The sequence below is a fragment of the Roseimicrobium gellanilyticum genome, assembly GCF_003315205.1.
GTDB lineage: Bacteria > Verrucomicrobiota > Verrucomicrobiia > Verrucomicrobiales > Verrucomicrobiaceae > Roseimicrobium > Roseimicrobium gellanilyticum.
The window spans coordinates 936,556-949,753 of the sequence record NZ_QNRR01000001.1 but is presented as its reverse complement, the minus strand read 5'-3'; the positions used below and the strand labels follow the sequence as shown (position 1 = coordinate 949,753).

Sequence of the window (13,198 nt, the reverse complement as noted above, 5' to 3'; positions counted from 1 at the left end):
AAATGTTGATTGGCACCTATCTCTCGTTTGTCAGAACCTTCTTCCGCAGTGACATCCCACCAGCCTGCTTGTTCTCCCAAGCGTAATTAGTTAAGATCCACGCAGAACAGCAACGCCGACTGTCCCCCGACCCGCCATGTCCTTCATTGAGAACCCCGCACGATGGATCATGATCATCATGGCCATGGCTCTGGCAGCCGTGGTCTATTGGATCTCCTGGGCACTGGATCGTATCCAGGTGGCCATCGTCGAGAAGAAGGAAGCTGTCACGGCCAAGGCGGAGGCCCCCATTCCCACGTCCATGGATCGCCTCTACAAGGCGGACTGGGAAACTGGGCGGAGATTCCTGAAGCCATCCACGGACGAGGAGGCCTTTTCCCAAGGCCCCTTCATGAAGGAAGATGTTCTTGGCACAGGCGCACCCGGTAACACCGTCCCCTTCACCTCCTCAAACCCAACCGTGTCCAGCCTGATGCAGATGGGAACCCTGGCACTGCACACATTGGATTCGAGCCGTGCCGAGCGCTGCTTTCGTACCGCTGCCACGGAGGATCCGCAGTGTGCTGGAGCCTGGATTGGCCTGGCCATCGCCAATGAAACCCAGCCTGGCAGGGCGACCTACTTTCTGGACAAGGCCGAGGCTGCATCAGGGAAAGGCGCCGTGGAGGTCTCCTGGACCACCGCTTACCGTTCCTTCTTCGCCTCAGCAGAGTCGGGTGACCTTGGCGGGCGTCTGGAGGCACTGGCCGCTGCTTTTGACTCCATTGCCTCGGCGCAGAATCAGGACGCCGCCACGCAACTGTTCGCCGTTCGCTACCGAATTCTGGCGCATCATCTGGTGGACGCCCCCCTGCCGCAGTCCTTGGCCATGGATGGACAGCTTGATACCATCGGGAATGCCATCGGCGTGGGACAGGTGGCACCGTACGGGGTGCTGCTGTGGCTGAAGAGAGATGCGCGCCGCGCTGTGCCTTACGCCAGGAGCATTGATCTGGAGAGAGCCGGGGCAGTCGGCTTCAGGCTCGCCGCCGCGCCGCTGGAAGCGGTCGGGGACTGGCGCATGGCCAACCAGTTGCTCTCAGTCTCTCTCTCCAAGTTGGGGAATTCTCCGGAGGACTTTGAGAATGCACGGCTTCTATCCTGGGCACTCTACCATCAGGGCGATGCAGATGCCGCGCTGAAGCTCGCCAACGATCTGCGGCAGCTTCCCCGCCGGCCTCATTTCAATCCTGACCGGCAACCGGACGTGGATCCGGGTGATGCCTTTGTAGAAGCACGTCGTCTACGCGCCCAGCTTCTCATGGCAGCAGGCCGGTGGGAGGAACTGGGACGCACGGATGCGCTCACCGATCTGGATGAGGCAGGTTGCCAGCTCGCGATGGCCCAGACCCACTACTGGAGAGCCATCGCTTTTGCGGCCCAGGGATTCGCGCAGAACGCCAACAACCAGCTCGATGAGCTGCGCCAGATCACAGAAAAAATCACGGCAAACAGTTCCATGGACCGCCATCGTGAACTGGCGGAGAGCATGGCTCGCGGTGCGGAGGCCTTCATCGAACTCGCGGGAGGACACATCTCCGCCTACGTGGGGGACATTCTGGATGTGCCCGCGGTCGCCCTGGCTCCCTTCTTTGCCAAGGCTGGCGATCCCGGGCAGGCACAGCAACTTCTCGAGAAGGAATTGCGAAACCATCCCGCGTCCATCCCCGTGGCGGCCATGCTGAGGGCAGCCAAAGAAGGGCAACCACTCACCCTCCCGAAGCCGGCCCCCAGCACCATGAGTCAGACCCTGGTTGTCGCCAGTCCGCTGCCGGCGCCTGGATTCACCCTGCCGGATGAAACGGGAAGCACCGTGGGCATGGAGAAGTGGCAGGGACAATACACGCTGGTCATTTTTCAGGCAGGGGGCTCCCGCCCGGAGGATGCCGCACCGCTCAAGGAGTTGCGAACCCACGCGCCCTCGTTTGCGCACTTCGGCATTCCCATCGTGGTCGTGAGCACGGAGGAAGCCACCATGTTGCTGGAGGCGCTTGGTCTCACCGGCACGCCCTCGCCGAAGCTGCCGTTCAACATGCTCTCGGATCGGCAGCAGTTCGCCTTCAAGTCCTGGGGTTGCTATGACCAGTATCTGGAAAAGCCGCTTCACGGCGCCTTCCTCGTGGATCGACAGAGCAGCATCCTTTGGAGCAATGTCTCCCACCAGTCCTGCATCCAGCCGGAGTATCTGCTGCTTGAGTCACAGCGCTTGATTGCGCTCCAGAAAGAGAAGGAGACGCCACCCGCCGATCAGGGCGGCTCCAGTACCCCGCCCCCGCAGGAAAAAGCGGCCGAAGCCTCCACCCAGACGCCGGCGGAGGAGGTCAAAACCAACTAGCGACCATCACCGCGGATCCAATGTGAAGAATGCGGTGTCACCGATGTTGTCTCCGTAGGAGGCACGGGTGAATCGCTCAAACTGCTCCGCCCACGAACGCATGGCGTACTCGGCGTGACCATACGGGCGGAAGTCGCGCAGCGTATAGAGCGTCATGCGATCCGCCTCATTGTCGGCGAATTCCGCAATCAACTCGCGGGTGCTGGAGTTCCGAATCTTGCCCTCGATGGCGACATTGCCCTTGGTGAACATGCCACCCAGACTGGCCAGCGGACCCACCACGAATTTCGCAGCCGTCTTCACGGCATTTCCCTTGGGACTGGTGGGATTCAATTCCACCAGCGCCAGCTCGAGCGTGACAGATCTGGCATTGGGCTCAGGAGATACGTAGTACCGGGACGGTGGCACTTCGCCGAAGGCCTGGGCAAAGGTGCTCCTGAGCTGACGGGCCATTTCCGCTTCACGACGATCAATGCTGCCAGCCGCCACCTCCTTGCGTACGAGGGGCTTCTTCAGGGGGCGCAAGTAACGCAGCGTGACCGGGGCGATGTAGATCTCCGTCTTTTGCGCGGCCCTGGCGCGTGCGCCGGAGTCCGCCGTGACCCACAAGCGATGAAACGGCACGTGCTCACGATGGTCCTGTAGAAGCTGTGGATGCTCGACAAAAGGACTCAGGGCTACTGGCCTGGCCTTCAGAAGCTGATTGGTGGAACGGCAGGAAGCCAGGCACAGCACAAGAAGGGGGACTACAAGGACAACTCTCAACACACCGCGGGGGGAACGCATCCACTCTCCTACGTGGCAATTTCTTTTGGTGCAAGCATCCCGCACGAAAGGAACCGTCCGCCGCGACGCAGCGATGTAGAAAGCCGCCCTTGAGCAGCGCGTCCTCCTCTCCATCATCGCGGCATGCGATCCCTTCTTGCACGCCTTCCCTGGCGTGGCTCCCTGCCCTTCATCATCACCTGCGCGGTGGTGCTGCTGGGATTGTTTGTGCTGAAGAAGCAGTTGGGCAATCCTGAGAAGGCGGAGAAGCGGCTGCAGAAGCTGCAGGAAAAAGCGCGCTCTGAAGGCGGCAACGCCGCTCCTGAGGCCTACGTATCCGTGTGGCTCCCGAAGGGGGTGAAGACAAATCTCATGCTCGTGGGAGCCCTTCTCCTCGCATCTCCGTGGTTGGGCATACGGCGCTCGGCGGAGATGAAGTTCATGTCCAAGCCGGAAACGAGACCGGTGGGAAAGTGGGAGATCCTCGCCCTCGTCACGCTCATGGGCCTGGCTGCCTGGCACAATCAACCGCGCCTCTTCCAATCCATGTGGGGGGACGAGGAATTCAATGCAAGCCGGTTCATCCTCGACCGCGTGGAGCGCCAGCCGGATGGCACTCTCAAACTGACTCCCCGTGAATGGACCACCACCTTGTGGAACATGCGCAAGCCCACGAACCATCTCGGGTACAGTGTGTTTGCGAGGCTCTCACACGATGCTTTTTTTCACAAGAGCACCGAGCCCACCGCTCCCTGGTTCAGTGAAGCGCTGCTGAGGGCACCGGTCTTCATCGCTGGGCTGCTGCTGATTCCCGCATTCTTCTGGGCGCTCCGTGTGTGGGGGCTGAGCGCGTGGTGGGGGTTGCTTCTCCTGCTGCTGCATCCCTGGTTCACGCGCTTCGGCGTGGATGGCCGCGGGTATGGCTTCATCATGCTGGGCGCCACGCTCATGCTCGGAGTGCTGGGGCGCGCACTGCAGACAGGTCGCTGGATCTGGTGGGTGCTGTTTGGCCTGGGGAATTTCTTCATGATCTGGAGCAATCTCCAGGGCGTGTACCCTGCCATGGCGCTGAATCTCACGGCTGCGGCGTGCCTCTTCCAGCTTGGCCTGAAGAACACATCCACGTGGCTCCTCGCGCGCCGCTGGTTCGTGGCAAACATGCTCACGCTTGTGATCGTGGTGGGCTGGCTGGCGCCTTGCTGGCCGCAGCTTCAGGAGTTCATGGCCAAGGGGGAAATCCGCGGCACGCTGGACGGACGCTTCTGGCAGGATGGCCTGACGGCCTGGTTCTTTGGCCAGCCCTACCAGCCTTGGGATGAGCCGGAGAATCCCTACCGCTACGCCCTGCAGATCTCCATGCAGACGCTACCGGTGCTGCACCTCGCCGGTATCGGGCTCTTTTTCGTGCTGACACTCGCCGGCATCGTGGCCCTGCTGCAGAAGCCAGCCCATCGCGCGCTCCTGCTTTTCAGCCTCGGCGCGCCTGCGGTGATGCTGCTGCACATGTATCTGGGCAAGAACAGGCCCTACGACTGGTATTTCTGTCCCTTCCTTCCCGGTCTCTTCCTCATGGCGGCGGCAGGGGCGGAATTGCTGACCAAGGCGGCAGCAGCACGCGAAGGTCCGGCCAAGGCCATGGTGCAAGCGGGACTCGTGATGACTGTATTGCTCTTCGCCTTCATCACCCGTCAGCCTCGTTCGCTCCTGAGAAACCATCCCATAGAACCCGGACGCGACGCGGTGGCGAGTTACCGCACGGTGATCAACCCAAGGAACCCCGACATCGACAAGGATGTCATGAGCGGCGCCTTCCGCATGTACACGGAGGGGTATGACCCGGCGGAGCGCCGCTTCGACACGGTGGACGAGCTTCGCAAGCTGATGGCAGAATCGGAGCGGTCCGCGCGGCGCTTCTACATCAATGTGGGGTTTCTGCGATTCCTGGAAAGCCAGCCTTCCACCAAGCCGATCTGCGACATTCTGAAGGATCCCACCCTGTTCGAATTGCACTCCGTGCACTATGGTCTGCTTCATCCGACGACCCGGCACGTGTTCCGCTACAAGGGGAAAGCGCCCTGAACGTCAAGGAGAGATCTTATTCGGTAATTGGTTGCGTTCCCTTCTTTTAACGTCAGAATCGACTCGCCCCCAATCATGCAGCCCCTGGTCAAATCCCGCTCTCCTCGATCTGTTCCCGCACGGATTGGCATTGTGGGTACGGGATTCATCGCGATGGGATTGTGCATGCTGATGCGCACCACCGCGGACCTTGGGGTCAGCCGGGTGCTCACGCGGCGCACCCTTGATTCGGTGCAGCACTTCGAACCGAAGCTGCTGACACGCTCGTTGGATGAAGTGGTGGCGAACTCCGACCTTATCGTGGAGTGCAGTGGGGACATCCAGCATGCCTCCATGGTGGTGGATACGGCTTTCAAGGCTGGACTGCCCGTGGTGACCATGGGCGCAGAGTTTCACGTCACCGTGGGCTCGTACTTCTGCAATCGCGGTCTCCTGACTGAGGCCGAGGGCGACCAACCCGGATCCCTCGCGGCGCTTCATGAAGAGGCGGTGGGCATGGGCTTCCAGCCGCTGGTGTACGGAAACATCAAGGGCTTCCTCAACGAGAATCCCTCGGCGACAGAGATGGCCTACTGGGCCGAGCGCAACGGCATCAGCGTGCCCCAGGTGACGAGCTTCACCGATGGCACCAAGCTCCAGATTGAGCAGGCGCTGGTGGCCAACGGCATGAATGCGGACATCGTGCAACGAGGCATGCTCGGCCTGCGCGACATCCCACTGGAAGATGCCGCTCTGATGCTGGGGCATGAGGCGACCACTCTTGGTGGGCCCATCAGTGACTACGTGCTCAACTCGAAGCTGCCGGCCGGTGTCTTCCTCGTGGGCAGCCATGCCACAGAGCGCCCTGAAGTACTTCGCTACCTGAAGCTCGGCGAGGGTCCCTACTACACCCTGCTCCGTCCCTACCACCTCTGCCACCTGGAGATGCCCCGCACCATCCGCCGCGTGCTGGAAGGCCGTGGCGCCTTGTTGAACAACTCGCCCACTCCGCGGGTGAATGTAGTGGCTATTGCCAAGCGTGACCTGCGAGCCGGTCACCTCATCGAGCAGGCCATCGGCGGCATGGACTTCCGTGGTGAAGCCATGCGCTTCTCTGAATGCGGCTCCGCGCCCCCCATCGGACTGCTGAGCGGCGCCCGCCTGAGGCATTCCGTCTCCGCCGGACAAATCCTTTCCGCTTCTGACGTGGACATTCCCGATTCTCTGGCTAAACACGCCTGGCAAAGCTTGCTGCCCCGCATTGGATCGCGGGAGCTCGCTGTCGCCTGAGTAGAGCTCGCCAGAACCGGAACCATGCTGCAAGGAAAGAAGATCGCCGTCACGATGCCCGCGTATTTCGCGGAGAAGACCGTCGCCAAAACCGTGGGAGACATCCCGCGTGAGTTTGTGGATACCATCATCCTCGTGGACGACTGCTCCAAGGACAACACCGTGGCCGCTGCTCAAGCGCTGGGCATTGAGGTGCATCGCAACGAGACGAACCAGAACTATGGTGGCAACGTGAAGCGCTGCCTGCAGTATGCGCTGGACGCTGGGGCGGACATCGTGATCCAGCTCCACCCGGACTACCAGTACACGCCCAAGCTCACGCTGGCGATGGCCTCCATGCTGGCCACAGAGCACTGGGATCTCTGCCTTGGCGTACGCACCAGTGGCAAGGGAGCCAAGGGAACCATGCCCTTCTGGCGCTACCTGCCGAACCGCGCCATCACCGCCGCCATGGATGTGTGCCTGGGTGTGAGCCACAGCGAATTCCACACCGGCTACCGCGCCTACACCCGCAAGCTGCTGGAGACGGTGCCCTTCCACACTTTCCGCAACGACTTCATCTTCGACAACCAGATGTTCATCGGCGCACTGCGCGCCGGGTTCCTCACCTGCGAAGTCACCTGCCCCACTTCTTATGAGGAGGATGCCAGCTCCATCCCCTTCAAGAAAGCCCTCAAGTATGGTGTGCAGTGCCTGAAGATCTCCGTGCCGTATTTCTTCGAGCGGATGGGGCAGAAGAGCTGACGGGCCCTGAAAGTCGACCCAGCTTCTCACGGACCCATCTGTCCGCCCAAAAATACCGTGACGCCTTGGACTTCCGTCGGGATAATCCGGCCATGAAGCCTTCGATGTCCCAGCCATGGGTGGTTCTGCCGCTTCTGCATGTGGTCGTGAGCGCGACCATTGTCCTCCCAGCACTCAACGTCAGGGGAGAACAGCCGGCCATCGATCCGCTTTTTCCACTGCTCCCAAGCGCGGTCATGAAGCGCGCGTTTCCCACGACTGCGACGACGACCTCTGAAAACTCGACTGCGGCCTCCCGCTCAGAAGCGCTCCGGCTCACGCTGAGGACGATGACTCTTCCGGCGTCCTTTGCGGTGAGGAAGGATCACGGCATCCATCAACTCCACAAGATGATCGAGGACCGTCCCCATATGGGGCAATTCCTCACCTACCCCTCGCGTCGCCTTGATATCGTCACCGTGGATGACTCCATTGCGTCGTGGGTCATTGAGCGTTTCGAAGGAAAACATGCCGGGCAGCCCATTTTCTGGAAGCCCACCTCGCATGCCGCGGACAATCTCGATGCCGCGCAACGCTACCCCTCCTACTGGGATGGTGGATGCAACGGCGAGCCCCTGTCCATCACCATCAGAGATGTGAGTGACCCCAATCTTCCGACAGCCACTCACTTTGAACATGCTTGGAGCTGCCTCTTCTTCGAGCTTTTGAACGCCGAGAATTTGCCCAACGTAAACGACCTCCAGATGCAGATCTTCTCAAGGTCATCCATCGCCCGGGAGGACTACATCAAGGAATGCGCCAGGCTGGAATGGTCCGTCTTTCAAAAGCTGGAGAAGGTTCGCAAGGAGGTATGGATTCCCTGGTGCAAAAGCCATGAATTCCCTCATGACCCAAAGGTGTGGAGGATGCGTCACGCCGACGACTTCGAAGCCTGGTACGCTGCCTACACAGACCCCGACGGATATCCTTTCTCCGTCTATGGTCCGCACTACGACGCCATGCGCCGATGGGAAGGACAGATCAACGAGTGGCTGAAGTTCAAGAGTGGCGCCCAAGAGGAAAAAGCCGTACCTCTCCTGCAGCTTCGTCCCTTCGCTCCTGACCCGATGAAGGGCTTGTGACTTGAGCCGCACTGGCTACGCCACCGGTACCACCACCGGTGGGGGCGGAGCAGGCGTGGGATCCGTGGGCTCTGGCATCGGAGGCTGGGGTGTGGGTTCCGTCGGCTGAATCGGCTTCGGATCGCTGGGGTTCGGGCCCGGCGGCGGTGCGGGAACTGGCGAGGGTTCAAGGGGCGTGTTCATGGGAAATGGGGCTTTTCCATGAATTCGAGAATCGGGGGCCGCTTGGCCCTCTCTTGGTCACCTTCAAGCAATCGCAAAAAAAGATCCCAGAATCCGGGTTTTTCCAAATTTACCACACCCACCCTTGCTGCTGGAAATAGCAATCTAGACTTAACGAGCCTGCCCATAGACTCTGGAGGAGCAACCCATTCCGTTCTATGAAAGCCCGGTTTCTGCTCACGGCACTCCTGTTTCTGGTACTGCCACACGGACTCGTGGTGGCGAAGGATGACAGGCCCACCCAGTTGATTGTAACCAATCGGGGCAAGGTCTATGAGGAATGCCGCATCTTCCAAGTGGATCCTGATGGTGTGATGATCTCCCACAAGCATGGTGGTGCCAAACTGCTGTATGCCGAACTGCCCGAGGAGACCGCCGTGCGCCTGGGTTACAATCCGGAGAAGGCGCAAGCCTACGAGAAGGAGCGCGCGGAGAACCTGAAGGTGAAGCGCCAGATGATGTGGGAATACCGCAAGGAGGTGGCCCGTGCCGAAGCCCAGTCTCACGCAGCGGAGACGGCGAGACTCAATCTTCAAGCCATGCAGCAAGAAGCGACGCTGATGGGTGGCTACGGATATGGCTATGGAGTGTTCCCCGGCTTGCTCTCCTCCAGCTACTATCCCTACTTCAATGAATGGGGCCGCCGGGACGGATTCTTCGGAGGGAGGTGGTTCGACCGCGACTGGCACCATCGCCGCCATCACCACGACGGCACGGTCATTGCACCGGCCACGGACACCATTCACTATCATGGTGTGAGATATCCTCACATCTACAGACCACCAGTACCCTTTGGAGTGCCTGCCATGGGGCCGCTGACGCCCCGCATGGCGCCACTCACGAACAATCCGGGGAGCATCTTCCCCTCGCGCTAAGCGAGAGGAAGGACACAGCGCTCTACATCAGCTTCGCAAAGCTCGGGCGCATCGGGATGAGCTTCCGATCCAGGTTGTGTGTCGCTGTGATGTGACGCACCGTGCCGCTGCGGGCACGCATGAGAACGGAGTGCGTCTCGGCGCGATGACCGGTGATCTTCACGCCGGGCAGCAGCGGGCTGTCGCTGATGCCGGTGGCGCAGAAGAGCGCACTCTCGCCAATCACCAGATCATCCACCTGGTACACACGCTCGAGTTCCTCCTTGGAGAGACTGCCGGAAACTTCGTTGAAGTGGGCCTCGTGGCGGGTCTTGTCGAACCACATGCGAAGCTGCATGTCACCACCCAGGCACTTCAGCGCGGCGGCGGCCAGCACACCTTCAGGTGAGCCGCCCATGCCAATGTACACGTCCACACCGGAGCCGGGCATGGAAGGAGCAACCGCAGCGGTGATGTCGCCGTCCGAAATCATGCGCAGCGCGGCGCCGGCTTCACGGACTTGCTTGATGATGGTGTCGTGACGCGGACGATCCATGGTGCAGACCACCAACTCCCCCACCCTCTTGCCCAGGGCATCGGCAATGAACTGCAGCGTGTCTTTCATGGGCATGTCCAGCAGATTGCGGCCGCTGCCATTGAGCAACTGCTTCACGGCGGGACCGAAGGCAATCTTGTGGCTGTAGAAGCTGGGCAGATCCCGCATGGCATGCGGTGCACCCACGGGAATCTGTGCGGCTGCGATCACCGAGATGCTATTCGGCATGCCCTTTGCGATATTCGAAGTGCCGTCGATGGGATCCAATGCAATATCAAACCGCGGTGCTCCATCGCGCCAGGTGCCAAGCTGCTCACCGATGAAGATGCCGGGCGCCTCATCCTTGATGCCTTCACCGATGACGACCTCGCCCTTGATGTCGAGAATGTCGAAGACACCTGCGATGGCAGCGCAGGCTGCGGCATCTGCTTTCTCCTTCTCACCACGTCCGAGGTAGTGGATGGCCTGGAGCGCGGCGTTCTCAGTGGCGCGCACAAATTCAAACTCCAGCACACGCTCAAGGTCGAGCGGGCTGCGGAGCGGAGGAAGGGAGTCGGACATGAGTAGCATGGGAAAAAGAAGCGGAGCGGGGACGCGAGCTCAGAAAGCAGTGCCCAGTCTAGGAAGCAAATGGTGAGATTCTCAAGTGAATGTGAGGTAGCTCAAGCCCTCTTGCCCCACCTTGAGTCCGTATTTACCAGACAGCTTCGCCAACAAGTGGCGCACATGTGAGGTCAAAGTCCGGCAGAACGCTCGTCAATGAGGCGCTTGGCCTTGTCCAAGGTCATGGCCACCCAGCCTTCCAGCCCGGGCTCCTTGGACTCACGGGCAGCGGCGATGTGGAGGCGTCGCACGTAGTGCTTTTCCAGGAAGGTCACGAGCTTCTCCGAAGCGGCGAGCATACCTCGGTGAAGATGCAGGCAAGGCTTCTTCAGCTTGCGGGCGATGGAGAGGGTTTTCTGCGAACCACCAGTAGCCTTCTCAGCCATGGTGAAGACGACGGTGGCGTCAGCGTCACGCACATTCCACTCGATGCGCTCCATTCCCTCCTCTGAAGGAGTCTCCTTGAGCTGATACTTGTCGTCCAGGCTGCCATCAATGGCTGGGCGGCCTTTGGGGCACCAGCCGCCGTGAGGAATGCTGTTTTTAATCGCCCAATCCAATGCGGCGCGATCGGCGGCTGTTTGGCCACCGGAAATGATGCTCTCGAGCTTAACCATGACTGCTCTTTTTTCTGCCTCTCGCCCCGCTGTGGGCGAGGGGGAAGGTAGCGGTCGCCTCAATGTGGCCATAATGCAACGGGGAAACGCAGGTTTGCCGTTTTTCCAGAACGAAAGTGAACCCCTCATCGGGACGTACACAGGCATCGCCGTGAGCCAGTTCACCTCATTTTTGCACCGACCATGAGCAAACGTCCCCTCCTTTCGCCTACCCGCCACCTGACGGCTTTCGCCGCGGCCGTCCTCACCAGCGCACTTTTCTCAAGCGCCAGTCCTGCGGCGGAACCGGTCACGGTCGTGGCCTTTGGCGATTCCACCACCGCTCCGCGCGGCAACCTGACCGTTTACTCCGCGATTCTACAGGAGGAGCTGCGGAATGTGAACGTCATCAATGCCGGCATCGGGGGGAATACCACCGAGATGGCGCGGAAGCGGTTTGAGAAGGACGTGCTCGCTTACAAGCCGAAGCTGGTGGTTCTCCAGTTCGGCATCAACGACGCCGCGGTGGATGTGTGGAAGACACCGCCGGCGACGGAGCCACGTGTGAAGCTGGAACGTTACACGGAGAATCTGAACCACTTCGTGAAGACACTGAAGGACAGCGGTGCCCAGGTCATCGTCATGGGTCCCAATCCCCTACGCTGGACGGATCAGCTCAAGAAGATGTACGGCAAGCCGCCCTATGACCCGGGCAATGCAGACGGCTTCAATGGGCCGCTGGTGAAATACAACGAGGCTGCGGCCAAGGTGGCCCAGGCGCATGAAATACGCTTCATCGACACGCAACTCGCGTATCGTGACAAGGCGCAAGAGGAGAAACTTGAAATCGACAAGCTCCTGCTGGATGGCATGCACCCCAATGATGAGGGCCATCGCCTGGTGGCTCGCTTACTGCGCGAGCGCATCCTCGCCACGGAGAAGGCAGCGCCTCTTGGCATCCAGCCAGGCCCCGTATGGAAGTCCAGCGGAGAGACCGTGGAGATTGGCCCGGAGTGCACGGATATTTCACTCGATGCCGCTGGCGACAAGGTGCTACTGGGTTGCGGCCTCACCAAGCTCAGCGATGGCTCCATGATGGCGGTGTACTCCACGCCCTCCAGCTACTACGCGAAGGCAGGCCAGACGTGGATCGCGGCACGCGTGACGAAAGACGGGGGCAAGACCTGGTCCACTGAGCAGGAGATCGCACGGAATGCGGACTGCCAGGCCTCGCATCCCTCTGTATTGCGGACCAAGGATGGCACCCTCCACATCTTCTACCTCGCCTTCAAAACGTGGAAGTGGAAGGACCTCAATCCCACACCGGAAGCACAGAGCGATGTGTACACCGCCCGCAGTACCGATGACGGCAAGACCTGGACCACTCCCCAACCTATCTTCGATGGCTACAGCGGCGCGACGAATGGAGCGATTGAAACCAAGGATGGAAAAATCATGGTCCCCTACTCCCACTATGTGAATGACCCTGGCAGGCTGGTAAGTCGCGTGTCCATCTCGGCAGATGGCGGCAAGACTTGGACCCTCGGCGCGCCCATTGATATCGGCGGCGCTGGTGATCATGAGGGGGCGCTTGAGCCCGGCCTGCTCGAACTCAAGGACGGTCGCGTGTGGATGCTCATCCGCACCACGCGAGGTCAGTTCTGGGATTCCTATTCTGCTGATGGTGGCGCGACGTGGACGCCCGCGAAGGCAGGCGGCATCGAGGCACCTTCTGCTCCAGGTCATATGACACGCCTGAGCGATGACCGCATCGCACTTGTGTGGAACAAGAAGGCGAAGAATCGCCGCGAGCTGTATGTTGCCGTGTCTGCAGATGAAGGCAGCACGTGGTCACCGCCCGTGGCTGTCGCGCGCGGAAAAAGTACGACCTATCCTTTCATCATTGAGGGCAGCCCCGGTGAGTTGTGGATTGGTTATCATGATGTGCCCAAGGGCTGGAACTTTCCGCGGGCGCGGCATCTGAAGATTCAGGCACCGAAGTGATACGTTCGTGA

The 13,198-nt window shown here is 60.6% G+C and carries 11 protein-coding genes; 7 read left to right on the top strand and 4 right to left on the bottom strand.

Translation table 11 applies throughout. The annotated features are described in order from the left end of the window. The first annotated feature begins 136 nt into the window (after window positions 1–136). Window positions 137–2,374, top strand: coding sequence for a redoxin domain-containing protein (locus DES53_RS03890; RefSeq protein WP_113956868.1), 2,238 nt, complete (start codon window positions 137–139; stop codon window positions 2,372–2,374). 6 nt (window positions 2,375–2,380) lie between these two features. Here DES53_RS03890 and DES53_RS32755 read toward each other — a convergent pair whose 3' ends face one another. After that, on the bottom strand, window positions 2,381–3,160 hold the full coding sequence (locus DES53_RS32755; RefSeq protein ID WP_170156829.1) for a DUF3313 family protein: 780 nt from the start codon (window positions 3,158–3,160) through the stop codon (window positions 2,381–2,383). A gap of 123 nt (window positions 3,161–3,283) precedes the next feature. Between DES53_RS32755 and DES53_RS03880 the strand changes: the two genes are divergently transcribed. The 4 genes from DES53_RS03880 (at window position 3,284) to DES53_RS03865 (ending at window position 8,352) form a co-directional block, all read left to right on the top strand. Further along, entirely contained in the window at window positions 3,284–5,218 is a 1,935-nt protein-coding gene (locus tag DES53_RS03880; protein ID WP_170156828.1) for a hypothetical protein, read from the top strand. 75 nt (window positions 5,219–5,293) lie between these two features. Next, window positions 5,294–6,487, top strand: a complete 1,194-nt coding sequence (locus DES53_RS03875; RefSeq protein ID WP_113956865.1) for an SAF domain-containing protein — start codon at window positions 5,294–5,296, stop codon at window positions 6,485–6,487. A 24-nt stretch (window positions 6,488–6,511) separates the two neighbouring features. Continuing rightward, the gene (locus tag DES53_RS03870) at window positions 6,512–7,231 is read left to right on the top strand and encodes a glycosyltransferase family 2 protein (protein WP_113956864.1); all 720 of its coding nucleotides are present in this window, start codon (window positions 6,512–6,514) and stop codon (window positions 7,229–7,231) included. Between the two features lie 236 nt (window positions 7,232–7,467). Then, on the top strand, window positions 7,468–8,352 hold the full coding sequence (locus DES53_RS03865; protein WP_170156827.1) for a hypothetical protein: 885 nt from the start codon (window positions 7,468–7,470) through the stop codon (window positions 8,350–8,352). A 15-nt stretch (window positions 8,353–8,367) separates the two neighbouring features. Here DES53_RS03865 and DES53_RS32750 read toward each other — a convergent pair whose 3' ends face one another. Beyond that, window positions 8,368–8,535, bottom strand: a complete 168-nt coding sequence (locus DES53_RS32750; protein ID WP_170156826.1) for a hypothetical protein — start codon at window positions 8,533–8,535, stop codon at window positions 8,368–8,370. 197 nt (window positions 8,536–8,732) lie between these two features. On the opposite strand from DES53_RS32750, the gene DES53_RS03860 reads away from it, so the two are divergent. After that, on the top strand, window positions 8,733–9,449 hold the full coding sequence (locus tag DES53_RS03860; RefSeq protein WP_113956862.1) for a hypothetical protein: 717 nt from the start codon (window positions 8,733–8,735) through the stop codon (window positions 9,447–9,449). Window positions 9,450–9,471: 22 nt separating this feature from the next. Here the strand turns inward: DES53_RS03860 and glpX are convergent, their stop codons facing one another. Together glpX and DES53_RS03850 are read right to left on the bottom strand one after the other, a co-directional pair. Then, window positions 9,472–10,545, bottom strand: coding sequence for a class II fructose-bisphosphatase (gene glpX / locus DES53_RS03855; protein WP_113956861.1), 1,074 nt, complete (start codon window positions 10,543–10,545; stop codon window positions 9,472–9,474). Window positions 10,546–10,718: 173 nt separating this feature from the next. After that, window positions 10,719–11,204, bottom strand: a complete 486-nt coding sequence (locus DES53_RS03850) for a putative molybdenum carrier protein (protein ID WP_113956860.1) — start codon at window positions 11,202–11,204, stop codon at window positions 10,719–10,721. Window positions 11,205–11,387: 183 nt separating this feature from the next. On the opposite strand from DES53_RS03850, the gene DES53_RS03845 reads away from it, so the two are divergent. Then, the gene (locus DES53_RS03845; protein WP_113956859.1) at window positions 11,388–13,187 is read left to right on the top strand and encodes an exo-alpha-sialidase; all 1,800 of its coding nucleotides are present in this window, start codon (window positions 11,388–11,390) and stop codon (window positions 13,185–13,187) included. Window positions 13,188–13,198: the final 11 nt, after the last annotated feature.

Coding starts and splice junctions, on each gene's coding strand:
- DES53_RS03890 (WP_113956868.1), top strand. CDS start 137: ATGTCCTTCATTGAGAACCCCGCACGATGGATCATGATCATCATGGCC.
- DES53_RS32755 (WP_170156829.1), bottom strand. CDS start 3,160: ATGCGTTCCCCCCGCGGTGTGTTGAGAGTTGTCCTTGTAGTCCCCCTT.
- DES53_RS03880 (WP_170156828.1), top strand. CDS start 3,284: ATGCGATCCCTTCTTGCACGCCTTCCCTGGCGTGGCTCCCTGCCCTTC.
- DES53_RS03875 (WP_113956865.1), top strand. CDS start 5,294: ATGCAGCCCCTGGTCAAATCCCGCTCTCCTCGATCTGTTCCCGCACGG.
- DES53_RS03870 (WP_113956864.1), top strand. CDS start 6,512: ATGCTGCAAGGAAAGAAGATCGCCGTCACGATGCCCGCGTATTTCGCG.
- DES53_RS03865 (WP_170156827.1), top strand. CDS start 7,468: ATGAAGCGCGCGTTTCCCACGACTGCGACGACGACCTCTGAAAACTCG.
- DES53_RS32750 (WP_170156826.1), bottom strand. CDS start 8,535: ATGAACACGCCCCTTGAACCCTCGCCAGTTCCCGCACCGCCGCCGGGC.
- DES53_RS03860 (WP_113956862.1), top strand. CDS start 8,733: ATGAAAGCCCGGTTTCTGCTCACGGCACTCCTGTTTCTGGTACTGCCA.
- glpX (WP_113956861.1), bottom strand. CDS start 10,545: ATGTCCGACTCCCTTCCTCCGCTCCGCAGCCCGCTCGACCTTGAGCGT.
- DES53_RS03850 (WP_113956860.1), bottom strand. CDS start 11,204: ATGGTTAAGCTCGAGAGCATCATTTCCGGTGGCCAAACAGCCGCCGAT.
- DES53_RS03845 (WP_113956859.1), top strand. CDS start 11,388: ATGAGCAAACGTCCCCTCCTTTCGCCTACCCGCCACCTGACGGCTTTC.